At 35.7% G+C, this 23,656-nt stretch carries 16 protein-coding genes, 1 tRNA gene and 1 pseudogene; 6 read left to right on the forward strand and 12 right to left on the reverse strand.

Going from position 1 to position 23,656, the window contains the following annotated elements; translation table 11 throughout:
* The first annotated feature begins 100 nt into the window (after positions 1-100).
* The gene (locus tag JCM15092_RS00480) at positions 101-1,690 is read left to right on the forward strand and encodes a DUF4836 family protein (protein ID WP_024992939.1); all 1,590 of its coding nucleotides are present in this window, start codon (positions 101-103) and stop codon (positions 1,688-1,690) included.
* A gap of 107 nt (positions 1,691-1,797) precedes the next feature.
* Here JCM15092_RS00480 and JCM15092_RS00485 read toward each other — a convergent pair whose 3' ends face one another.
* Positions 1,798-5,061, reverse strand: a complete 3,264-nt coding sequence (locus JCM15092_RS00485; RefSeq protein WP_024992940.1) for a S41 family peptidase — start codon at positions 5,059-5,061, stop codon at positions 1,798-1,800.
* Positions 5,062-5,188: 127 nt separating this feature from the next.
* Here JCM15092_RS00485 and JCM15092_RS00490 point away from each other — a divergent pair.
* Positions 5,189-5,259 (forward strand) — tRNA-Gln (locus JCM15092_RS00490).
* A gap of 533 nt (positions 5,260-5,792) precedes the next feature.
* Here JCM15092_RS00490 and JCM15092_RS00495 read toward each other — a convergent pair.
* The gene (locus JCM15092_RS00495) at positions 5,793-6,401 is read right to left on the reverse strand and encodes a LysO family transporter (RefSeq protein ID WP_024992941.1); all 609 of its coding nucleotides are present in this window, start codon (positions 6,399-6,401) and stop codon (positions 5,793-5,795) included.
* Positions 6,398-6,676 carry a LysO family transporter gene (locus JCM15092_RS00500; RefSeq protein WP_024992942.1) on the reverse strand — a complete coding sequence of 93 codons (279 nt, stop codon included), beginning with the start codon at positions 6,674-6,676 and terminating at the stop codon, positions 6,398-6,400. Before JCM15092_RS00500 ends, JCM15092_RS00495 begins: the two co-directional genes overlap by 4 nt.
* 181 nt (positions 6,677-6,857) lie before the next feature.
* Here JCM15092_RS00500 and mutS point away from each other — a divergent pair.
* From mutS to JCM15092_RS00515, 3 genes and pseudogenes are all read left to right on the forward strand, one after another.
* Positions 6,858-9,450: pseudogene (mutS, locus tag JCM15092_RS14455) on the forward strand (DNA mismatch repair protein MutS).
* Positions 9,451-9,678: 228 nt separating this feature from the next.
* Positions 9,679-11,199: a lipopolysaccharide biosynthesis protein gene (locus JCM15092_RS00510; RefSeq protein WP_024992943.1), complete on the forward strand. Its 1,521-nt coding sequence runs from the start codon at positions 9,679-9,681 to the stop codon at positions 11,197-11,199.
* Between the two features lie 5 nt (positions 11,200-11,204).
* On the forward strand, positions 11,205-11,990 hold the full coding sequence (locus tag JCM15092_RS00515; protein ID WP_024992944.1) for a glycosyltransferase family 2 protein: 786 nt from the start codon (positions 11,205-11,207) through the stop codon (positions 11,988-11,990).
* 4 nt (positions 11,991-11,994) lie between these two features.
* On the opposite strand, the gene JCM15092_RS00520 is transcribed toward JCM15092_RS00515, so the two are convergent.
* The 5 genes from JCM15092_RS00520 to polA all read right to left on the reverse strand — a co-directional run bounded on the left by JCM15092_RS00520 (position 11,995) and on the right by polA (position 18,839).
* Positions 11,995-13,194 (reverse strand): glycosyltransferase family 4 protein, encoded by a 1,200-nt coding sequence (locus JCM15092_RS00520; protein WP_024992945.1) that lies wholly within the window; start codon positions 13,192-13,194, stop codon positions 11,995-11,997.
* A 55-nt stretch (positions 13,195-13,249) separates the two neighbouring features.
* Positions 13,250-14,161 (reverse strand): ketopantoate reductase family protein, encoded by a 912-nt coding sequence (locus JCM15092_RS00525; RefSeq protein WP_024992946.1) that lies wholly within the window; start codon positions 14,159-14,161, stop codon positions 13,250-13,252.
* Positions 14,162-14,245: 84 nt separating this feature from the next.
* Positions 14,246-15,349, reverse strand: coding sequence for a redox-regulated ATPase YchF (gene ychF, locus JCM15092_RS00530; protein WP_024992947.1), 1,104 nt, complete (start codon positions 15,347-15,349; stop codon positions 14,246-14,248).
* 162 nt (positions 15,350-15,511) lie between these two features.
* Positions 15,512-15,895, reverse strand: a complete 384-nt coding sequence (locus tag JCM15092_RS00535) for a DUF3836 domain-containing protein (protein ID WP_024992948.1) — start codon at positions 15,893-15,895, stop codon at positions 15,512-15,514.
* Between the two features lie 181 nt (positions 15,896-16,076).
* Positions 16,077-18,839: a DNA polymerase I gene (polA, locus tag JCM15092_RS00540; protein WP_024992949.1), complete on the reverse strand. Its 2,763-nt coding sequence runs from the start codon at positions 18,837-18,839 to the stop codon at positions 16,077-16,079.
* An 86-nt stretch (positions 18,840-18,925) separates the two neighbouring features.
* Here polA and JCM15092_RS00545 point away from each other — a divergent pair, with 86 nt between their 5' ends.
* Positions 18,926-19,903: a polyprenyl synthetase family protein gene (locus tag JCM15092_RS00545; protein ID WP_024992950.1), complete on the forward strand. Its 978-nt coding sequence runs from the start codon at positions 18,926-18,928 to the stop codon at positions 19,901-19,903.
* Between the two features lie 95 nt (positions 19,904-19,998).
* Here JCM15092_RS00545 and deoC read toward each other — a convergent pair whose 3' ends face one another.
* Genes deoC through uvrC form a run of 4 tightly spaced genes read right to left on the reverse strand, consistent with a single transcriptional unit; the run spans position 19,999 to position 23,547 of the window.
* Positions 19,999-20,910, reverse strand: a complete 912-nt coding sequence (gene deoC / locus JCM15092_RS00550) for a deoxyribose-phosphate aldolase (RefSeq protein ID WP_024992951.1) — start codon at positions 20,908-20,910, stop codon at positions 19,999-20,001.
* A 5-nt stretch (positions 20,911-20,915) separates the two neighbouring features.
* Positions 20,916-21,236 (reverse strand): nucleotide pyrophosphohydrolase, encoded by a 321-nt coding sequence (locus tag JCM15092_RS00555; RefSeq protein WP_024992952.1) that lies wholly within the window; start codon positions 21,234-21,236, stop codon positions 20,916-20,918.
* Positions 21,236-21,688, reverse strand: a complete 453-nt coding sequence (gene dtd / locus JCM15092_RS00560) for a D-aminoacyl-tRNA deacylase (protein ID WP_024992953.1) — start codon at positions 21,686-21,688, stop codon at positions 21,236-21,238. The genes JCM15092_RS00555 and dtd overlap by 1 nt, the downstream gene beginning before the upstream one ends.
* A gap of 35 nt (positions 21,689-21,723) precedes the next feature.
* The gene (gene uvrC / locus JCM15092_RS00565) at positions 21,724-23,547 is read right to left on the reverse strand and encodes an excinuclease ABC subunit UvrC (RefSeq protein WP_024992954.1); all 1,824 of its coding nucleotides are present in this window, start codon (positions 23,545-23,547) and stop codon (positions 21,724-21,726) included.
* Positions 23,548-23,656 lie beyond the last annotated feature (109 nt).

Here is a 23,656-nt window from a genome sequence, read left to right on the forward strand (position 1 = left end):
CATTGCTAAAATCGATGTTTGCTTTTGAAAAGAGAAGCAGTGTCTCTATTTGAAAGAGTGCGATGTTGATAATAATTGTACAACCTTAAATTAATAAAATATGGCTTTCCTTAAATCAACGACTTCCAAGGTGGCAGGCGTATTAGCATTAGTGGCTATTATATCTATTACTGCCGTTGCAACATCTTTTCTAAGTGGTTCATCAAAACATGCATCAGCTCTGCCGTATGATGTGGCTGCTGTAGTAAAAATAGACTTGAAGAGTTCTGTTTCTGACATGGGTTTCAACTTCTTAGATCTTTTAGATATTATATCTAAATATATAGAGAAGAGTGGAGATAAAAAAATTGATCTCAGTAAGAGTGGAATAGATTTCTTCTCTCCAATTTATTTCTTCTCGGGAAAATCATATTCAAATAAAATGCCTGAATTGGGCGTTGTAATTCCACTCTCTGATTCACAGCTTTTTAAAGGTTTTATAAAAGATATAACATCAAGTAATCCCGTTGTCTTTGAGGAGAAAGATGGAATAAGGTTTTATACCCAAAATCAGAATTTCATTGGTTTTGATGATAATAAGTGTCTTATAATCTCTAGTGATAAATGGTCAAATGGTGATAACACTGATAAGATAAGACTTCGTGGATTAAAGCTAATGAAGCAGGAGGTCAGTAAAAGTGGCCGTGAGAGTGAACTTTTCTCAAAATTAACTAGTTCACCTATATCTGCTTCTATATCCGGAGAGCTAATCGGGAAGTATATTAGTAATAATAATAGTTTCAATATATCACAAATGCCTTTTCCTTATGACTTCTCTGATACATACTATACTGCAAATATTGATTTTATGTACAAAGGTTTCTCTGCGAACGCTTCTTTTGAATCTGATAATGATGAGTTTAATAAGATTATGAAAGAGTCTTTGAAAACTTTTGATGAAATAGAGGGTGACCAGCTTGATAAATTCTCATTAAATGATGACATATTTCTTGCTTTTAATATTAATGGGGAAGAGTACTATAAGTATATTTTATCATTTATACCTAAGGATTTCAGACCATTCTTTGATCAGGCTATATCTAATCTGAAAGATATGTCTGTTGATGTCGAAAAGATGTTCTCAGCTATTGATGGAGATATTTATTACTCTTACCCGAATATTGACCTGAAATCTGCAGATATTCAACCTATGACTCTTCTGGCTAAGGAAGAAGATAATAGTAGCTTTGGAATTTATAGCTCAGCTTTGGAAGGGTCACTCAAGGGTTCTGATATCTTTTCTATAAAGAAAGATGGCAATAACTATGTAATAAGTGCAGGGGAAATAGATTGGGATGCTAGCAAGAATAATAACTTCTCCCCATACGTCTATAAGGATTCGTCTCCTATAGCTTATTTCGGAGAGCATGATAACTATATCTATGTCAGTTCAGTAGAATATAAGGGTGATAAGGTAAGAGGAGAGTCTATGAAGGAGATGAAGAGTAAAATCTGCGGAAATAACTTCTTCTTTACAGTGAACTTTGATAAACTAGTGCCCGTTATCGCTAAAGAGTATAAGACAATTGATTTTGCAGAACTTGTAAAGACTCTTGATAGATTAAATCTCTATACAAAAGGGTTTGAAGCTACAGGAGAGTTACTTCTGAATAAGAGTTGGAAGGATATATACAATGAGTACATGAAATAGAATTGTTATAAAAGCACTGGTGATTGTGCTTATTACTTAATAACTAAAAAATAAAATCAGCCATATCACGACTATGATATGACTGATTTTATGTGATGTAAATGCTATTATTTCTTACTATCTATTTCTTTCAGGAGTTCATCAACGGCTGCTTTCAGCTGTTCATCTTCACCATTTACAATCTTTTCGGGCCTGTTTAAAACCTTAACATTAGGTTCAAGCTGTTTGTTCTCAAGGTAGGAACCATCGGCAAGGCGATATCCGGTTACAGGTATACCGAAATATAATGTTGGGTCTTGCAATGTTTCCCAGTTAACACTGGTCATTGTTCCAGGTACAGGCATACCAACCAGTTTCCCTATTCCCTGATTTTTGTAAACCCATGGAGTGCCGTGAGCATTACTGTAGTTCGCCTCACATTGAAGCATAATAGATGGTTTGTTCCATCTTCTGCTTGGCATATCGCAAGCCTCATTACCACGTACCACCTGAGTGAAATATTTTTTACCGCTGAATAGTATCTCAATATCTTCGTGTAGGCGTCCTCCTCCATTAAATCGTGTATCGATTACTATTCCTTCACGGTCATTGTACTTTCCGAGTATATCTGAATATACAGAACGGAAGCTGTCATCACCCATAGACTCAATGTGTACATAACCTAATCTTCCATTAGATAGTCTGTCGACGTCGGCTGCTCTATGCTTTACCCATCTCTTATAAAGAAGATCACTGAAAGCACCACTGCTTATAGGTAATATCACCTCTTCCCAGCGCTTGTTAGTTGATGGATTGTATAGAGAAACCAATGTCTTCTTTCTAGCCTTGTCGGTAAGAAATGATGATATATCGCTGTTCTCATCAATCTCCATGCCATCAATTTTCTCAATGATATCACCGGCTTTAACTTTTGAAACAGAGGTGTCGAATGGGCCTTTCTCTATTACCTCTTCAATTTTCATACCTTTCCCGTTATAAGATTGGTCGTATAGTACTCCTAGGTTAGCTGTAATATTTGAACTATTTGATTTTCTGTATCCTGATCCGGTATGAGATACATTTAGCTCTCCCAAAAGTTCACTGAGCATTTCTGAGAAGTCGTAGTTGTTGTTTATATGAGGAAGGAACTTTCTGTATGTATCAGTGACAGCATTCCAGTCCACTCCATGCATATTTACATTATAGAAACGCTTATTTTCCTCTTTATATATATGGTTGAACATATACTCACGCTCTTTCACCAAATCCATCTTCAGTTTAGCACTTGCTGTGATAGACTTTAATGTCTCTGAAGATAGGTCCATTTTCTGCATATTCCCTTTTCCTAAAAGGAATAGATTTTTGCCATCTTTGTCCATCTCTATGGATGCCCATCCGCTGTTCATCTTGTGAAGAAGTTTAGTATCCTTCTTTCTGAGATCTATTTTCCACATGTCATAGCCTTTCTCGAATGAAGACAGATAGTATAGTTTTTCTCCATCTTTCGAGATTGCAGCATCGCATAGGTCAGAAGAGTTTGGTGTGAGACGTACAATTCTATCTTCAATGTTATCAAGTTCAATTATAATACTCTTTGTACTATCCTTATCTGATTTCTCATCACTCTTTTTCTTTTTGTTCTTGTTGCTCTTTTTTTTGTCGTCACCGCTCGCTTTTGAAGGAGTCTTGACCTTCTCAACCTCTTTTAAGAGTTCATAGTCCTCCTTACTCATAGAGAACTTACGGTAGGCGTCCTTGTTAAGGAAAACCAACATAACATCACTCAATGAGCCCCAAGAGGCATGGTTACGCATACCATAGCGCTCTGTAAGGAATAGGATTGCGTTTCCGTCAAGCACCCATCTTGGTGACTCGCTTGTATATCCACTATTTGTCAGGTTAGTTATAGAGCCACCTTGGGCACTCACGAGACCTATATCTGAATATGGATCATGTTTGTTGCCAATAAATTCCAGAGTAAACCATTTCCCATCAGGTGACCATGAGTAGTCGAAACCTCCTGAAGTACTATACCATGTCAATCCATCGGTAACTTGGCGTACCTTTTTTGTAGCAAAATTGTAGACCATGAGTTTCTTCCTGTCCTGGATAAACGCAAGCTCCTTACCATCAGGAGAAAATTTAGGGTAGGCTCTTTCAATATCCTTTGAGGGTAGTAAGATCTCTTCGTTTATAATTGTTGCATTTGGGAAATTTGGGTCATCTTTTCGCTCTATCTTTGCAATTACTATCTGCCAGTTGCCATCTCTCTCAGTAGCGTATGCCAATATCCTGTTGTCTGTTCCGAAAGAGAGTCCTTCCTCAGCTTGAGGAGTGTGAGTAATCTGCTTTGTTGTAGTGTAGTCGGCTGATGTGACAAATACCTCACCACGCTCTATAAAAGCTACTTGTTTGCCGTCAGGAGATACTGTAGCGGATGTAGAATTGCCACCGATATTAATCTCTGCTATATCATCTTTGTCATCGTTTATCAGATCAATATTTAATTTCTGTGCTTTACCATTTGTTCCCTGTGTATATATTTCGCCGTCGTATGTGTAGCATAATGTGCCATTAGAAGCGACAGAGAGAAATCTGACAGGGTTCTTTTGGAATGATGTAACAGGCTTAACCTCATTAGTATTATCTAAAGCTAGATAGTATACATTCATACTGCCATTGTTTCTCTCACTTAAGAAATATATGCCTTTATTATCAGGGGAGAAAGAAGGGTTTCTGTCTTCACCCGCATGAGCAGTAAGATTCTTATGTACTTTGTTCTTAGCATCATATAACCATATATCACGTGTTATTGATGATGTATGGTGCTTTCTCCACTCATTCTCGAATCCTTTGTTGTCCTGATAGATTAAGCTATTACCATCTGATGATAGATTCGCCATCTCTGCGGGAGTAGCAAGAACCTGTACTGTTCTACCACCATTTACTGGAACTTTATATAGTTCGGTCAATGATGATGTAGGGAAGAGTGCACTTTTTGCAGGATCTTGTAACGAGGCAGTGAAATAGATATAATTATCATCTTTAGAGAATGTTGAAGGAAGCTCATTTGCCGAGTTCTGAGAAAGCTTTTTTGCACTTCCTCCATCAGCATCCATAATGAAGACATCGTTGCCTCCATCTCTATCGCTTGCAAAGGCAATTTTCTTACCGTCATTAGACCAGATAGGGGTGGATTCATAAGATGATTGAGTGGTAAGCTGTAATGCTTTTCCTCCATTTACTGGAACTTTGTATATATCACCTTTGTAACAGAATGCAATGTTTGAGCCATCAGGAGAAATTTTTACATCTCTTAGCCAGAGAGGGGTAATCCCATAGCTACTTAATGTTGTTATCGCTAAACAACCTGCAACAATAAATTTTTTCATTTTTAATCTTTTTGTCCTTTTTGCAAAGATAGGTAAAATGGGATATTAGCAAAAAAAAGAGATATTTATTTGGATTATATCCATATAAAATCTTATCTTTGCACCGCAATTGAAAAATGCATGCGATTGGACTATGGTGTAATGGTAGCACAACAGGTTTTGGTTCTGTTTGTCCAAGTTCGAATCTTGGTAGTCCAACATAAGAAATCGGGAATATCTGTAAAGATGTTCCCGATTTTCTTTTTTAACGCGTATACCTATCTTTCTTGATGATCCGTTATTATGCTTTAAGATTTGTAGTGGCCCAACGTAAAAGGTTAATCCACTATAGTTATTTTATATAACATCTTATTCTGTATAATAAGGAATTATCTCACTCATTAATATGAGTGATTAGACAAATTTTATTCATTGTCCAGCAATGTTTTTCGTTTGCCAGCGTCATCCGATCCGTTGTCGTCGCCGTCTGACAAGTTGGCGTTGACGACCTATCAGTTGCCGTCGCCGTCTGAAGATTATCTCTTGTTATAGCCCTATTTATCGCAGTTTGTGATGCAAAAGAATGGGCAAATTACTACGATTTATTTTTCTTTGATTAGTATAAAGTAATCATCGAAGTTTCTAACTATAAGCCTTATTTGACAAATCCGCAATAATAATGTTATTGCTGCATTATTCTGCTCTGTAATATAGGATTCCAAGACGTATGTAAGAGAATCAGACATTTCTCTTTAGAAGTTAACTGAGCAGAAAAGGGTTACCAAAAATGGCACGCTGAAATCTACAATGAATCCGTGGAATATAGATACTATGGCATATTCTTTACCACAACAGCGAGTTATTATTGGTAGGGTAGTATCCATTGTTGTTGCTCCTCCGGCTGAGATTGGGGCAAGGTTGCCGAACCATCTTACCATAAGTGGTGCAAAAAGAAGGGTGATTACCTCTCTGCCTATATTGCTTATAAGGGCCAATATGCCTAGCTCAGCCCCTTTGTATTCAGTTATGAAAATGCTGCTTAAGGAGTAATATCCGAAACCTGATCCTACTGCCATGCACTCGCTCATGCTCCTTTCGGGGAGTAAAAAGCTCACCACCAAGCATCCTGTAAGGGTGCCGAGAATTGTCATAACAGGCAGAAGGAGTAGCCCTGGATTGAGGGTATGGAAACGATTTATGCTCTCAGGATTGTTTCCAACAGAAATGCCTACGCTGAACATAAGAGCACATAGCGTATAAAAGCTCCATTGACTGTTTTGAATATCTATAGGTAATAAGTCGGTCATTCCAAGAATGATTCCGACAATAAAGAACGACACTATAATAAGGCTTCCTTTCATGCTCTTTTTTTCTCTCTTTTTGAAAAATGTTTCCATAATAACCGTGCGGCAATTAAACTGCCTAAAAGTCCCGCAATGGTTATAGCTATTGCCTCCATACCAATAACAGGCAATGCTTTTATTATCTCTTTGTTTCCTCCAACCTCTATTCCGAGAAGGAGTAATAGAGCCCAAATAAGGATTGTGATGGCATTATTGATGAACTTAACTTTTCTTTTACGAAGTAAGTATCCTACAAGCATACCTGTGAACATGAAACCTATTACAATGAACATCTATCTATATTATTTTGGCTTTAGTCATATAATCTCTGTAAAATTATAAAAAAAGCACTATTTACAAATCTATTGTTCCGTTCAAATGTTTGCTAACTTATAATGTAAAACCATTATTTTGTATATTTGCATTACATAAATTAAAAAAGAAAGGGCATAAGTTGTGGCAAATGATGTGGTAATGACACCAATGATGAAACAATTCTTTGAATTGAAATCCAAACATCCTGATGCGATAATGCTTTTCAGATGTGGTGACTTTTATGAAACATACTCTGAAGATGCAGCCGTAGCCTCAGAAATATTGGGTATAACTCTTACAAGGCGAGCTAATGGGCAGGGTAAGAGTGTTGAGATGGCTGGATTCCCTCATCATGCTCTTGATACATATCTGCCAAAGCTTATACGAGCAGGAAAACGTGTTGCTATATGTGATCAGCTTGAAGACCCTAAACTTGCTAAAAAACTAGTTAAACGTGGTATTACTGAGCTTGTGACACCTGGTGTTGCAATAGGTGACAGCGTTTTATCATATAAAGATAATAACTTCCTTGCATCCGTACATTTCGGAAAATCATCTTGCGGTGTTGCTTTCCTTGATATCTCTACAGGTGAGTTCCTTACTTCTCAAGGTACATTCGACTATATTGATAAGCTTCTTAATAATTTCTCTCCTAAAGAGGTTCTATACGAAAGAGGAAAGAAGGGTATGTTTGAGGGTAATTTCGGAAGTAAATATTGTACTTTCGAACTTGAGGACTGGGTCTTCACAGAGGCTACAGCAAAGGAGAGACTGCTTAAACATTTCGATGTAAAGAATCTAAAAGGATTCGGAGTCGAGCATCTGAAAGATGGTATTATTGCTTCGGGAGCTATACTTCAATATCTTGAATATACTCAACATTATCAGATAGGACACATCACCTCCTTGTCTCGTATAGAGGAGGACAGGTTCGTACGACTCGACAAGTTTACTGTACGCAGTCTTGAACTTATTGGATGTATGAACGAAGATGGTAAGAGCCTTCTCGATATTATCGACAAGACAATTAGTCCTATGGGAGCACGTATGCTAAAGAGATGGATAGTGTTTCCTCTGAAGGATGAAAAGAGCATAAACGACAGACTGAATGTAGTTGAATATTTTTTCAGAGACCCTGATTTTAAGGATTTCATAGAAGAGAAACTACATCTTATAGGCGATCTTGAGAGAATTGTATCTAAGGCTGCTGTAGGTAGAATATCTCCTCGTGAGATTGTGCAACTTAAAGTTGCCTTGCAGGCTATAGAGCCTATAAAGAATGCATGTCTGAATGCAGAGAACGAAAGCCTTAGAAATATTGGAGAGAAACTCAATACATGTGTCGAAATTCGTGACAGGATAGCTAAAGAGGTAAAGAATGATCCTCCTGTGCTTCTCAATAAAGGGGGAGTTATAGCAGATGGCGTAAGTAATGAACTTGATGATCTGAGAAGAATAGCTTTCTCGGGAAAAGATTATCTTCTTCAGATTCAGCAGCGTGAGATTGAGAATACAGGTATATCTAGTCTAAAAATAGCATACAATAATGTTTTCGGCTACTATATTGAGGTGCGAAATTCTCATAAGGAGAAAGTACCTTCTGAATGGATAAGAAAGCAGACACTTGTAAATGCAGAGAGATATATCACTCAGGAGCTTAAGGAGTATGAGGAGAAGATTCTGGGGGCTGAGGATAAGATTCTATCCCTTGAGGCAAAGCTTTATAATGACCTTGTAGTATCGTTGGCAGATATATTCCATCTATACAGATTAATGCAAATCAGATAGCAAGAGTAGACTGTCTTCTGGCATTTGCAAACGATGCAAAAGAGAATAACTATGTACGTCCTGTTATATCTGATGATGATATGCTTGATATTAAGCAGGGACGCCATCCTGTAATCGAGAAGCAACTTCCTTTAGGGGAGAGATATATTGCAAATGATGTATATCTTGATACAGAAAGCCAGCAGATTATAATAATAACCGGTCCTAATATGGCCGGTAAGTCAGCTCTTCTCAGACAGACAGCACTTATTACGCTGCTTGCACAGATTGGCTCCTTTGTGCCTGCTGAAAGTGCTCACATAGGCCTTGTAGATAAGATATTCACCCGTGTTGGTGCAAGTGATAATATTTCAGTAGGTGAGTCTACCTTTATGGTGGAGATGAATGAGGCTTCAAATATCCTCAACAATGTCTCTCCAAGAAGCCTTGTTCTCTTTGATGAACTTGGTAGAGGAACTTCTACATATGATGGCATATCAATAGCTTGGGCCATTGTTGAGTATATACATGAGCATCCTAGGGCAAAGGCGAGGACTCTTTTTGCAACTCATTATCATGAACTTAATGAGATGGAGAAGTCGTTCAACAGAATCAAAAATTATAATGTATCTGTAAAAGAGGTTGACAATAAGGTTCTGTTTCTACGTAAGTTGGAGAGAGGAGGTAGTGAGCACTCATTTGGTATACATGTGGCTAAGATGGCGGGTATGCCTAAGAGCATTGTTAAGCGTGCTAATGACATACTGCATCAGTTGGAGAGTGATAATCGTCAGCAGGGCATAGCTAAACCTACAGCTGAGATTGCACAGACAAGGATGGTATGCAACTAAGTTTCTTCCAACTTGATGACCCTATACTATGTCAGATCAGAGATGAAATACTTCACCTTGATGTAAACAACCTGACACCTGTTGAGGCTTTGAATAAGCTCAATGATATAAAGAAAATTATAAAGGGAAAGTAAGTACTTTCCCTTTCTGTTACAGAGAATAATAAGATAGTTTGTTTAGACAAGCAATAGAGTAGGGTTAGCTATCTTTTTGCTATAAGGATTTTTATTCATAAAGAGTTGTGTAGAGATAAAAAATGTATATTTGTAATAGGTACAGTGGAAGAAATTGAGTACAAATTATGACTATACCATTAATCAAATAATCTTTATACTATAATATCGGGTTTGAAATGAACTAATATGGGAGAACGTGTACAAAAAAGTTTGATAAATGCTAAAGTAAATCTTTTATTTTACTTTTTGTCTCTGTTCTTTTCATTCTATTCAAGAAAGATTTTTCTAGATTGCTTAGGCATTGATTTCATAGGACTTACAGGCACTTTAGGGAATATTCTTGGGTATCTTAATCTAGCTGAACTAGGTATTGGTGGAGCAGTCAGTATATTTCTTTATAAACCTTTGCTACAGAAAGACCGTAGATCAATTCAAGAGATACTATCTCTCTTAGGTTTCCTCTATCGTAGGATAGGATTATTTATTGGTGCAGCCGGTATATTAGTAAGTTTATTCTTTCCTTTAATCTTTTCTCAAGCAGATCTTAGTTTAGGTATAGTATATTTTGTATTCTATTCTTTTTTGGGCTCGTCTCTAATAGGTTATTTCATTAATTATAGGCAGATTCTGCTTACTGCAGATCAGAAGAACTACTTAGTATCAATCTATTTCCAATCTGCCGGATTGATAAAAACAGCCCTTCAGATATGGCTGGCATATAAGTTTAAGAATCTATATGTTTGGGTAGCTATTGAATTTATTTTCTCGGTTTTTGCTTGTATAATACTAAATTGGAGGATAAATCGTGAGTATCCTTGGTTGGTTACTAATCCAAAAAATGGTAAGGAGTTACTTGAAAAGTACCCATCTATAATAAAAAATACAAAACAGATTTTCATTCACAAGTTCAAGGATTTCCTTCTTACACGTAGTGATGAGCTCTTTATTTTTGTCTTTGTATCATTAAAGATGGTAGCTTTCTATGGCAATTATTTGATGATTGTGAACAAAGTCACCTTGCTTATAAACAGTGCTCTAGATTCTACGTTGGCAGGTGTAGGAAATTTAGTAGCCGAAGGAGATAAAAAAAATATGATGAAGGTCTTTTGGGAATTAATGGCTATCAGGCATTTCTTCGCTGGCTTGTTCTGTTTTTCTATATATAATTTGCTTGAGCCATTTATCTCTTTATGGCTTGGTCCCGAATATATCTTGAATCACTCTATATTGGTAATGCTCCTTATATATACCTATATTGCTAATTCTCGTGGTGTAGTGGATATGTTCAATCACTCTCATGGATTATATGCAGACACATGGTCAGCTTGGGTAGAAGTTATAATAAATATATCTATAACATTTATTGTAGGTTATTTTTACGGCCTATTTGGTATCTTATTAGGTAAGATAGTAAGTGTTACTATAATAGTAATATTCTGGAAACCATATTACCTTTTCTCATCAGGTTTTAAGTTGCCTATATCAACATATTGGAATGGCACAATAAAGTATTATCTAATAAATGGTTTCTCTTTTATTTCAGCATATTTGGTTAGCAGTCACTTTGTAAAGATATCAATATCTAGTTTCCTGGATTTAGTAATATATGGCATTATTATAGTTGGATTATATCTGATAATTAATATATTGCTGATGTATTTCTTTGGAAAAGGGACACGCTCATTAATAAAACGTTTTATAAAGTAAGGTTTATGAAGTACTCAATAATCACAATTAATCTCAATAATAGCGCAGGGCTTAAAAAAACTATTGAAAGTGTTGTTAACCAGACATTTCAGGACTTTGAATATATTATTATTGATGGAGGATCTACTGATGGTAGCGTAGATATTATTAAGGAGTACTCTTCAAGAATAGACTATTGGGTTTCTGAACCTGATAGAGGTATCTATAATGCCATGAATAAAGGAATTATCCAAGCTCACGGTGAATATTTGAACTTTATGAACTCAGGAGATTACTTTTCAAAAAATACGATATTGGAAGAAATACATGCTGATTTGTCTTTTGATTTTGTATTTGGAAAAGCAAGAACAATACCTAATAATACTATTTTATCGCCTTCAAAAAATATTACCCTATATAGTTTGTGTACTACAGGGTTTAATCATCAGGCTTTATTTGTGAGAAGAGATATCTTTTGCAAACATATGTTTGATGAGAAGTATAAAATGTTGAGTGATTGGAAATTCGTTGTGGAATCATTGATTATTGATAACTGCAGTTATAAGGTTGTGGATATAGTTGTAGCTGATTATGATTTAGGAGGGATAAGCACAACATATATGGATAATGCAGTAAATGAGCAAAAGAGTATATTAAAAGAGTTATTACCTGAAAGGATTTGTTCAGATTATATATTCTTTAGAGAAATAAAAAGTCCGATATTGTATAAATTACCTTTTTTATCAAAAAGATATAGATTTGAAAGATTAATTGATAAAGTAATTGGGCTTTATATTAAGGTATGTAAATAAAAGGCTATTTGGTTGGGAGATACGAGTTAACAATCTGAATAATTTTTTTTATATAGTTCTCCTTACTAAAAAGCTTTGATCTCTCAAGAGCATGTTTGCTCATTTCTATGCGTTTTTCAGGATGTTTGAATAAATAAATAATAGAATCTGCAATAAGTTTAGGTAGATCTTCTAAATTATCTTTATCAATAATTATAGCGCACTTTTCATCTACTGCCTCGGGAATACCACCAGAACGGGTTACAATTAAGGGCAGACCTGAAGCCATATCTTCTATGGAAGAGAGGGTAAGTGCATCTTCACAAATAGATGGTATAATACCTATATCTGCAATAGATAGGAGTGATGGTATATTATTATAAGGTATATACCCAGTAAAAAATATCTGTGAATCCACTTTTTTTGCCATCTGCTTGATTTCTTCAGAAAAGCTATCATAACTATCGTCATTTCCAAAATTGCTACTTCCAGAAACTATTAGCTTTATTTTGGGATAATCACTTAATAGCATAAAAGCATTTATTAGCTCTTTTATACCTTTAATATGGGTTATCCGGCCTGTATATATAACAACAAAATCATCATCATCCAGAGAGAATCTTTCTCTAGAATATATATTGCTTGTATTGTTAAATCTATCTAGATCTATTCCATTGTATACTACCGAACAATTTGTGTCTTTATCTATACTATCTACTTGCTTCTTTATATAATTTGATACTGCAATAATTTTACTACAGCATTTTACAATCTCTGAGGCACAAAGACTCTCTCTATTTAGAGTATCATTATGGAGGTGCAATATAATTGGGGCATTTAGCTTTTTCGAAGCATTCAGAGTAAATCCTTGTCTATTCTCGATAATAATTAAGTTTATATCTAACCTCTTAATTTTATTTACTGCCCATCGTTCATAATAATCCATATAGTAGTTATAGTATGAATTTTTATGAATTTTTTTGTAGAGATAGCGCTTTATCTTATGATAAATTGAATCAGGCTTAAAATAAATAAAATTACAAGAATTATATTCTTTGCTTTTACTTTTACTTTCTGCTTCTTCATCATACTTACTAAATACAAAGAATTTTATATTATGAGTATGCTCATTTTCAGACAAGTAATAGTCTATCAATGTCTCAACTGCACCTCCTTTTACAGATGGAACAGGAAGTATCCCGGGGGTAATAATTGCGACATTCATAGACTTAATTATTTGTAGTATTATATAGTGAAGAAAAGTAGTAACTTTATTACTATTATGAAAATTTCTTTAGGACTTTTCTATAAGTTGGCATATCAATGTCATATTTTTCTCCTAACTCAATCATGTCGAAAAGAAGTCCTTTAATTTCAGATTGATGCCCTTTTGCAATATCCTTTTGCATAGAAGCTGTGCTTTCAGGATCAAGTTTACCTATAACCATGAGGTTATATTTTATAGGATCTTCCTTAAAGATAATTCCGCATTTTTCTGCAATCTGAGCACTCTCTCTGGAAAGACCTATAAATGTGTCACGCTCTTCTCCTTCATGCTGTAGAGCGCCCATAGTGACCTCGTGATAGGCTCCTGTACAGGCCATTGCAGAAATGAAGGCCCATTTGACAAAAGTATCGCGGTTTATATTATCAGAAAGATCTGCTTTAATGCCTGCGTGAACAAGCATACTCTGTATCTCTTCAAGTCTGGACATTTCTACAGGTGCCTCTTTTCTTGCACCAAATACAAGTCTGAAAATCTTACCCATTTGAGTTATTTCTCCTTTGCCAGATACAAATCCTACAATGTATATACATCCATCAAGCACCGTCACCTCAGGTACCATATTGCTGATTTTTGTACCTGTTCCATACACATTGAGTATAGGAACGACAAGGGTATCCTCCTTAGCAGCTTTCTCAATGACACTCTTTATTGAATCATCTAATGAATATCCTTTAACACAGACGAATATAATATCAGCCTTATCATTATACTCTTCAGCTGTGCAAGCTTTAACATTCAGAAAATGCTCACCTTTGAGATCCGATTTCAGGTGTAGTCCATTATCCAAGATTGATTTCAGGTGCTCTCCTCTTGCTATACATGTCACATTGTGACCATCTAAAGCAAGGAAACCGGCGATGCTTCCTCCAACGCCGCCGGTTCCAACAATAAGAATATTTTTCATCTATATTTATATCTTTGATAGATTGATATCTATTGCTATTTTGGAACATTACGTTCCAAAGTTAAAAAAGATTATAAGATTCTGTTATACGTTGAATCGGAAATGCATTATATCTCCATCTTCAACAACATACTCTTTTCCTTCGATGCCCATCTTTCCTGCCTCTTTTACAGCAGCTTCTGAACCATAATTAATATAGTCATCAAATTTAATAACCTCTGCACGTATGAAGCCCTTCTCAAAATCAGTATGGATAACTCCGGCACACTGTGGGGCTTTCCAGCCTTTGTGGAATGTCCATGCTCTAACCTCCTGAACACCTGCTGTGAAGTAGGTTTGTAGATTTAGAAGTTGATATGCCGCACGAATAAGTCTTGATACTCCAGATTCTTTCAATCCAACCTCTTCAAGAAACATCTGACGGTCTTCATATGTCTCAAGTTCAGCAATGTCTGATTCGGTTTTTGCTGCAACGACAAGAATTTCAGCATCCTCATCTTTAACAGCTTCACGTACCATCTCTACATATTTATTACCTTTAACAGCACTATTTTCATCAACATTGCACACATACATCACAGGTTTACTGGTGAGTAAGAAGAGCTCATCTGCTATCTTAATCTCATCTTTTGTCTCAAATTGCACTGTACGCGCTGATTTGCCCTGTTCTAGAGCTTCTTTATATTTAATAAGTACATCGTAAGCTTGCTTAGCAGTTTTGTCACCACCTGTCTGAGCCTGTTTTTGAACCTTCTGAATGCGAGACTCAATAGTCTCCAAGTCTTTCAGCTGAAGTTCATAATCAATAATCTCTTTATCTCTTACAGGATTAATGCTTCCATCAACATGAGTAACATTTTCATCATCAAAGCAACGTAAAACATGAAGGATAGCATCTGTCTCACGTATATTTGCCAAGAACTTGTTGCCAAGCCCCTCACCTTTACTAGCACCCTTAACAAGGCCTGCTATATCAACAATTTCAACTGTTGTTGGGACAATTCTTTGTGGGTTAACAAGTTCAGCTAACTGATTTAATCTCTCATCAGGGACAGTGATAACACCTACATTTGGTTCTATTGTACAAAAAGGGAAGTTTGCTGCTTGAGCCTTAGCATTAGAAAGGCAATTAAAAAGTGTCGATTTTCCAACGTTTGGAAGGCCGACAATACCACATTGTAAAGCCATAATTTATCTTATTTTTCTAATTTTCAATTGATTCGCAAAGATAGTATTTTTAGAAGAATAAAATGTCACGATTGTATATTAAAAAAGAATTGGGCATCCTCACGGATACCCAATTCCAAAAGAGTTTTATGAAATTTTTTATTATTGTTATTATATTAATGCTTATTGTTCTATTGTTATTGTCATTTCAGGAACCAAAACATAGCCGCTCTTTTTGTTCCATTTAAAGTACTGAGCAGTGTAGCTCTTGCCTGAATAAGTGTATCTTATGCAAAGATCTTTTTCCCACTTGTTTGAAATGCCATCCCACTTAAGGGCTTCATCTTCAATCTTCTGATTATTGGCATCATACTTATAATTATGTTTCATGTAATTATTAAGAGTGTTGTCACTCTTCTTATAAATTGTTTCTGAAACTACAACTCCATTAACCTCTTCAGAGTTATAAATTAAGTTATCTGCTGGATTTCCAGAAGAAATTGTAAGGTTCACAAAGAATAATGCTACAATTGTCATTAATCCTTTCAAGATATTTGTCTTTTTCATGTCGTTTAAATTAAGATTATAACTAACTATTTGCTTGTTATTATGATGCAAATATACTATTATTTAATATATCACATAACATAAAGCAAAAAAAATAGCTTAAAATTAAAATAAAGTCACAAAATAAACATTTTTTAAGTGTTGCTAACTTACAAATTGTAACAATCTTATAGAAATACTATCAATGAGCTTCAAGCCAGTTATTGCCCCATCCACTATCTGCATTAAGTGGTACTCTCATCTTATATGCCTTTTCCATCTCTTCTACCACTATTTTCTGTACAATTTCTTCCTCATTAGGGTATACGCTGAAGTTTAATTCATCATGTACTTGAAGAATCATTTTTGACTTCAAACTTTCAGATTGAAAGCGATTGTATATATTTATCATTGCAACCTTAATTATATCGGCTGCACTCCCTTGAATAGGAGCATTGATAGCATTTCTCTCTGCATATCCCCTGACAACAGCATTCCTGGAGTTTATATCAGGTAAGAATCGTTTTCTACCGAATATTGTTTCAATATATCCTTGCTCTCTTGCTACCTCAATGCTTTTGTCCATATACTCCTTTATTTGAGGATATGTAGTAAAGTAGCCTTCAATAAGCTCCTTAGCTTCTTGTCTGGATACGTTCATACGTTCCGCAAGGCCGAAGACGCTGATGCCATATATAATACCGAAGTTGGCTGTTTTAGCTTTGCTTCTCTCATCTCTTGTAATATCAGCTATAGGTCTCTTATATAACTTTGAAGCTGTTGCTGCATGTATATCATTGCCTTCATTGAAAGCATCAATCATATTCTTATCCTGACTGAGATGTGCCATTATGCGTAGCTCTATCTGAGAATAGTCGGCTGAGAAGAATTTACATCCATCGTCAGGAATAAATGCTTTTCTAATCTCTTTGCCATCTTCATTGCGGATTGGTATGTTCTGCAGGTTTGGATTGCTCGAACTTAATCGTCCAGTTGAGGTTACTGTCTGATTAAAAGAGGTATGTATCTTTCCTGTTCTTTTATTAATAAGTAGTGGTAGAGAATCAATGTATGTACTAAGTAATTTCTTAAGGCCTCTAAAATCTAGAATTTTTTCTACTATAGGATGTTTGCTGCGCAAACTCTCGAGGACCTCCTCGCTAGTGACATATTGACCTGTCTTTGTCTTTTTTGCCTTTTCGTTAAGTTTAAGTTTTTCGAACAGAATCTCTCCAACCTTCTTGGGGGATGATATATTGAATTCTTCATCTGCCAATTGATAAATCTCTTTCTCTATTTCATTCATCCTTGCTGTGAGATGAACAGAAGTCTGTTTCAGAGCTTCCGGATCTATCCTCACTCCATTGGTTTCCATATTTACTAGTACTGGAACCAATGGCATCTCTATCTCTAGAAATAATTTCTCGGCATTGTTCTTTACTAACTCCTTCTCGAGAATATTTTTCAACTTGAGTGTAACGTCGGCATCTTCGCATGCGTACCTATATATATCATGCGGATCAAGATCGCGCATGTTTTTCTGATTTTTTCCTTTTGGGCCGATTAGCTCATCAATCTTTATTGTTTTATAGTTCAGATAAATCTCGGCAAGGTAGTCCATGTTATGATGAATCTCCGGCTGTATGACATAATGTGCAATCATGGTATCAAATATTTTGCCTTTGATATTTACTCCATATCTATTCAATACAATCATGTCATATTTTATGTTCTGTCCAATCTTCTCAATTTTTTCGTCTTCGAGCAATTGTTTAAATTCGTTAACGATTTTTTGTGCTTCATCAAAGTCAGATGGGATAGGGATGTAGTAAGCTTCATTTTCTTTCACTGAGAAGCTCATTCCAACAAGTTCTGCGTCTATTGCTTCGATGCTTGTTGTTTCAGTATCTAGACTGAAAATCTTCGATGTAAATAAAATTTGAAGTAAATCTCTTCTTTTTTCTTCATTATCAACTAAATAATAGTTGTATTTGATAGATTCTAAGCTCTCTAGATTTGAATATTTATTTTCTTCCTGCCCGTTGTATTCAAATTCCGGAAACAGAGAGGCTTGAATTGGACTCTTTTTCTTTTCACTATTGAATATTTTATCGAGGAGTGTTCTGAACTCTAGCTCTTCAAAAATTTTCCTTAATTTTTCTTCATCCGATTTCTCCTTTATGAGTTCATTCATGTTGAGCTCAATTGGAACATCCATTTTTATAGTGGCAAGAAATTTTGAGAATTTAATTTTTTCTTTATTCTCTTCTACTCTTGTCTTAAGTGCTCCCTTAAGTTCATCTGTATGATCAAGGAGATTTTCAATACTTCCATATTCGGAGATTAATTTCTGTGCAGTCTTCTCTCCGACACCTGGACATCCCGGGATGTTATCGGAGGAGTCACCCATTAGTCCAAGCAAATCTATCATTTGACAAGGGGAGGAGATTCCGAACTTGTTCTTAACCTCATTTATTCCCATTATCTCAAATTCCTTGTCACCATATTTTGGGCGGTATATGAAAACATTGTCATTCACAAGTTGTCCATAGTCCTTATCGGGAGTCATCATATATGTCACTACATTGCTGAGTGTGCTAGCTTTACCTGATAAGGTGCCTATGACATCGTCAGCTTCATAGCCTTTGACCTCAAGGATCGGAATATTGTATGCTTTTAAAATCTCTTTGATGATAGGTACAGATTCTTTTATAACCTCTGGAGTTGCCTCTCTTTGGGCCTTATATTCTGGATATATTTCTTGCCTGAATGAGCCTCCTGCCGGGTCAAATGCAACTCCTATATGTGTAGGATTTTCTTTTTTAAGAACATCTTCTAGAGTATTAACGAATCCAAGAATTGCGGAAGTGTTAAACCCTTTAGAGTTTATGCGAGGGCTCTTGATAAATGCATAATATGCTCTATATATTAATGCATAAGCGTCCAATAGAAAAAGTTTATCCATTTATTTAATTTATTAGCTTAGGTAAAAGTACAAAAAAATGCCGTATTAGATGTTTTATTATTACTTTTGTGCTCAAATCAAGTTGCATGGATAAATTGGATCAGATCAAATCTCCAATACAAAAGGAGTTTGATGAATTTAAAGAACTATACAATTCAGCCCTTTTCAGTAACAATCCTCTTTTGAAAGAAGTCCTAGGATATATCAAAAAGAGGAATGGAAAGATGATGCGTCCTACACTTATTTTCTTGATAGCTAAATTGCTAGATAAAGTTGAACTTTCTACTTATCATGCAGCATTATCTCTTGAGTTACTTCATACGGCAAGTCTTATTCATGATGACGTTGTGGATGAGAGTGACAAACGTCGTGGTCAGTCATCGGTAAATGCTATATATAATAATAAGGTGTCGGTACTTGTTGGTGACTATATGCTTGCTACAAGTTTACAACACTCTTCCATGACAAATAATATAGAAATTGTTAAACTAGTTGCACTATTGGGACAGCACCTATCAGAAGGTGAAATTGTTCAACTCTCTTCAATAAACAATGATTTGTTTTCTGTTGATACCTATTATGAGATAATAAAGAAGAAGACTGCTGCTCTCTTCATGGCCTCTGCCGAGATAGCAGGTCTCTCTGTAAATGCTGACGAGAGCACTCTCGAAAAACTTAAACTTTTTGGACAATATATTGGTATAGCTTTCCAGATTAAAGATGATATATTTGATTATTTCCCATCTTCTATAATTGGAAAACCGACAGGAAATGATATGCTTGAAGGTAAACTTACGCTACCTGCATTATATGTTCTGAATAAATTCCAAAATGATGAGATGACTAGTCTTGCAAAGAGAATACGCTCTCATTCAGCTTCTAAAGAGGAAATTGAGAATTTTATTGCTTATATAAAAGATATGGGAGGTATTGCTTATGCTAAAGATGTAATGCACGATTTCTGCTCTAAAGCGTTTGAATTGTTGCCTGAAGATCTTGGGAAGAAAGATCTTACAGATTCTTTGAGGTTATATGTTTCATACGTAATAGAGAGAGAAAAATAGATAATATTATTAAATATAATAAGAGCTATTCTACTTCATTTTACCTTTAAGATAAGGTAATTCTGTAGAATAGCCCTTTTTATTTAGTTATCTTATTAAAAGAATTTTGTCTCTTCTCCTACAATCTCACTTAACAACATATTTGCCAAGCGGCTAGTCCCCAATCTGAAAAATTCATTGGACAGCCATTCTTCTCCTAATACGTTTTTTACGATTGTGTAGTATACAAGTGCGTCCTTAACACAGTCAATTCCACCAGCAGGTTTAAAGCCGATTTTACGGCCTGTTAGCTTGTGGTATTCCTTTATTGCATGGCACATTACATATGCAGCTTCCGGTGTAGCAGCAGGTTTCTCTTTTCCTGTTGATGTCTTGATGAAGTCAGCTCCGGAATACATTGATAGGATAGAGGCCTTCTTTATATTTGAAGCTCCACCAAGAAGGCCAGTTTCTAAGATAACCTTAAGATGTTTATCTCCGCATACATCTTTTAACTCCTCAATTTCATCACACATACCCTCATAATCGCCGCTAAGGAACTTACCTACAGGTATAACAATGTCTATTTCATCAGCTCCATCTTTTAATGCCATAGCTGTCTCGGCAACCTTCACCTCCTGGAATGTCTGTGATGATGGAAATCCTCCGGAAACACATGCTATATTAACATCATCAGCTTCAAGAGTGTCATTTACTATTTCTGCGAAATTTGGATATACGCAAATTGCAGCAACATTCTTTAAATCAGGATATTTATCAACAAACAGGTTCACTTTATTAGTGAAATCCATTACACTTTTATCTGAATCAGTACTCTTTAGGGTAGTGAGATCGATGCAGTTAAACAGGAATTTCTTTACATCTATATTATCGTTTTCTGTAAGCCTTTGGTCCAGCAAAGCCTCTGTTTCAGCCTTGATATCAGCATCATTAAGGTTTGTGTTATATTTACTCAAAGCCTCCATGTACTTATCATTATTCTCTGTATTGGCTAATTGATTTTCCATCTCTTTTATAATTTTGGATTGTTTTTATGTCTGAATTTATCTCTATCTGTTTTCTTTTCAATATTCTTTCTGAAAGCTTCTGTTAGGTCGGTCCCAGTCTGGTTGGCAAGACAGATAAGTACCCAAAGAACATCTGCCATTTCATCTGCTATATTATCTTTTTCACCCTCCTTGAAGGACTGATCTCCATATTTCCGAGCCATTACTCTGGCAAGTTCGCCAACCTCTTCTGTAAGGACAGCCATATTGGTAAGTTCGCTGAAGTATCTAACTCCATACTCCTTAATCCAATCATCAACGTATCTCTGTGCCTCTTCAATTGTCATTATTCCTTATTTTTTGAGTCCATACATATAGTAACCGGTCCGTCATTGAGAAGTTCAACTTTCATGTCTGCGCCGAATTCTCCGGTTCCAATTTCCTTTCCTAATAGTTCATTGAGTTGTTTGCAGAAATGTTCGTATAGCGGTATTGCTACTTCGTGGGATGCAGCTCTGATATATGATGGCCGATTTCCCTTTTTATACGAAGCGAATAGTGTGAACTGGCTGATAGCTAGTATATTACCATCAGTGTCGGTTATTGATTTATTCATTACTCCATTCTCATCGTCAAATATTCTCAAACCAACAGCTTTCCTTGCGAGCCACTCTGCATCATCTTTATTATCAACCTCTTCAATGCCTATAAGTATCATCAAACCTCTGCCAATTGCACTCTTGCATACTCCATTTATAGTCACTGAAGCATGGCTAACTCTCTGAATAACTAGTCTCATAATCTAATAATCTATTCAAAACAAAGATACATATTTTATGAATCTCCATTCAGCTTTTCTTTTATATTTTTAGCTGCGGCTTTGCCTATCACTGCTGCTATCTCTTCTTCGCTTGCAGCTTTTATTCTTGCAGCTGACTTAAATGCTTTCAACAAAGCTTCTTTACGTGACTGGCCAACCCCCTTGATATTATCTAGTACAGATGCTATCTGGCTCTTACTTCTCTTGTTGCGATGGAATTTTATTGCAAATCTATGTACTTCGTTTTGTATATTTTCAAGCAGATGGAATAGGGGTGTCGACTGTTTTATACCTATAACTACTGGTGGAAAACCATAAAGAAGCTCTGAGGTCCTATGCTTGTTATCTTTAGCCAGTCCGGCAATTGGTATCTTTAATTCCAACTCATCTTCTATGACCTCTCTTACAACCTCCATTTGGCCTTTACCACCATCGGTAATAATTAAATCTGGTAGTGTCCCTCCCTCTTCAATTATTCGTTTGTAGCGCCTACCAACAACTTCTCTCATTGAAGCATAATCGTCAGGACCTACCACAGTTTTTATATTGTATTTACGGTAGTCATTCTTGCTTGGTTTACCCATTTTGAAGACAACGCAAGCAGCTACTGCATCTGAACCTGATATATTGGAGTTATCGAAACATTCTATTTGCGCTGGTAACTTGGCGAGTTTCAACTGATCTTGAATCTCTTTTAATAGACGAATCCTTTTTTGGTCAGGATCTAACTTCTCAGCCTGTTTTAACCTATCAAGTTTGTATTGTTTAACGTTCATAAGCGATAGTTCAAGAAGTTTCTTTTTCTCGCCTTTTTGTGGTATTGTGAATGTCGTATTTGCGAGGTTCATATAGACCTTGAAAGGCACAATTATTTCTGGAGATTTACTTCCGTACCTCTCTCTCATCTCAATTATACCAAGTTGAAGTAACTCCTCTTCACTCTCGTCAAGTTGCTTTCTGTACTCGAAAGTGAAAGCCTGATTTACCGCTCCATTGGTTATATGAAGATAGTTTATATAGCCAATATTTTCGTTCATCTCTATTGTAAACACATCTGCATTTATGTATGAGTTTACTATAGCACTTTTAGCTCTATAGCTTTCTATTAATTCATATTTCTCTTTTAAGATCTGTGCCTCTTCGAATTTCATCTGTTGGGATAGTGATTTCATCTCATCCATCAAAAGATCAAGAAGAGTCTGTGTATTACCTCTTAGGATCTCTTTTATTTCGCTTACATCCTTCATATAATCCTCATGTGACTGAAGACCGCAGCACGGACCTTTACAAGTCTTAATATGATAGTCAAGACATAACTTGAACTTACCCTGATTAATTCTTTCAGGAGTAAGTTGTAGCTGACATCTACGCATAGAATATATCTGCTTTATTAGTCCCATTACGGCAACAAGTGGAGCTGAATAAGTGTAGGGGCCATAATAAGTTCCTAAACCTTTTAAACGTCTTCTTGTAACGAATATGCGAGGATAGAATTCATTTGTTATGCAAATAAGAGGATATGTTTTGTCATCCTTAAGAAGAACGTTGTATCGCGGCTTATATCTTTTTATAAGATTGTTTTCAAGTAAGAGGGCCTCTTCTTCATTGTTGACAACAATATATTTTAAATCACGTATATTGTTTACAAGCCTTTTGGTCTTTATACTCTTCTGATTCTTCTGAAAATATGAAGATACCCTTCTTTTCAGGTTAATTGCTTTACCTACATATATAATAGTTCCGTTTTCATCAATATATTGATATATTCCCGGAGTTTCTGGGAGGTTAAGGACAATTCCTTTAAGATGTTTCTTATATTCGGGCTCTTCTTTCTTCATATATGACCTATGTTGTCGGTTTTGCAATATCTGCAAATTTACTAATATAATAGCCTCTTGATTCCAAAAATTAAAATGTTTTATACAATGGCGTAAATACTATTGTAGA

The sequence above is a fragment of the Phocaeicola paurosaccharolyticus JCM 15092 genome (genome assembly GCF_000613805.1).
Lineage (GTDB): Bacteria > Bacteroidota > Bacteroidia > Bacteroidales > Bacteroidaceae > Phocaeicola > Phocaeicola paurosaccharolyticus.

What these genes read in the sequence shown, in the direction of transcription:
- JCM15092_RS00480 (WP_024992939.1), top strand. Translation starts at nt 101, where the DNA reads ATGGCTTTCCTTAAATCAACGACTTCCAAGGTGGCAGGCGTATTAGCA.
- JCM15092_RS00485 (WP_024992940.1), bottom strand. Translation starts at nt 5,061, where the DNA reads ATGAAAAAATTTATTGTTGCAGGTTGTTTAGCGATAACAACATTAAGT.
- JCM15092_RS00495 (WP_024992941.1), bottom strand. Translation starts at nt 6,401, where the DNA reads ATGAAAGGAAGCCTTATTATAGTGTCGTTCTTTATTGTCGGAATCATT.
- JCM15092_RS00500 (WP_024992942.1), bottom strand. Translation starts at nt 6,676, where the DNA reads ATGTTCATTGTAATAGGTTTCATGTTCACAGGTATGCTTGTAGGATAC.
- JCM15092_RS00510 (WP_024992943.1), top strand. Translation starts at nt 9,679, where the DNA reads ATGGGAGAACGTGTACAAAAAAGTTTGATAAATGCTAAAGTAAATCTT.
- JCM15092_RS00515 (WP_024992944.1), top strand. Translation starts at nt 11,205, where the DNA reads ATGAAGTACTCAATAATCACAATTAATCTCAATAATAGCGCAGGGCTT.
- JCM15092_RS00520 (WP_024992945.1), bottom strand. Translation starts at nt 13,194, where the DNA reads ATGAATGTCGCAATTATTACCCCCGGGATACTTCCTGTTCCATCTGTA.
- JCM15092_RS00525 (WP_024992946.1), bottom strand. Translation starts at nt 14,161, where the DNA reads ATGAAAAATATTCTTATTGTTGGAACCGGCGGCGTTGGAGGAAGCATC.
- ychF (WP_024992947.1), bottom strand. Translation starts at nt 15,349, where the DNA reads ATGGCTTTACAATGTGGTATTGTCGGCCTTCCAAACGTTGGAAAATCG.
- JCM15092_RS00535 (WP_024992948.1), bottom strand. Translation starts at nt 15,895, where the DNA reads ATGAAAAAGACAAATATCTTGAAAGGATTAATGACAATTGTAGCATTA.
- polA (WP_024992949.1), bottom strand. Translation starts at nt 18,839, where the DNA reads ATGGATAAACTTTTTCTATTGGACGCTTATGCATTAATATATAGAGCA.
- JCM15092_RS00545 (WP_024992950.1), top strand. Translation starts at nt 18,926, where the DNA reads ATGGATAAATTGGATCAGATCAAATCTCCAATACAAAAGGAGTTTGAT.
- deoC (WP_024992951.1), bottom strand. Translation starts at nt 20,910, where the DNA reads ATGGAAAATCAATTAGCCAATACAGAGAATAATGATAAGTACATGGAG.
- JCM15092_RS00555 (WP_024992952.1), bottom strand. Translation starts at nt 21,236, where the DNA reads ATGACAATTGAAGAGGCACAGAGATACGTTGATGATTGGATTAAGGAG.
- dtd (WP_024992953.1), bottom strand. Translation starts at nt 21,688, where the DNA reads ATGAGACTAGTTATTCAGAGAGTTAGCCATGCTTCAGTGACTATAAAT.
- uvrC (WP_024992954.1), bottom strand. Translation starts at nt 23,547, where the DNA reads ATGAAGAAAGAAGAGCCCGAATATAAGAAACATCTTAAAGGAATTGTC.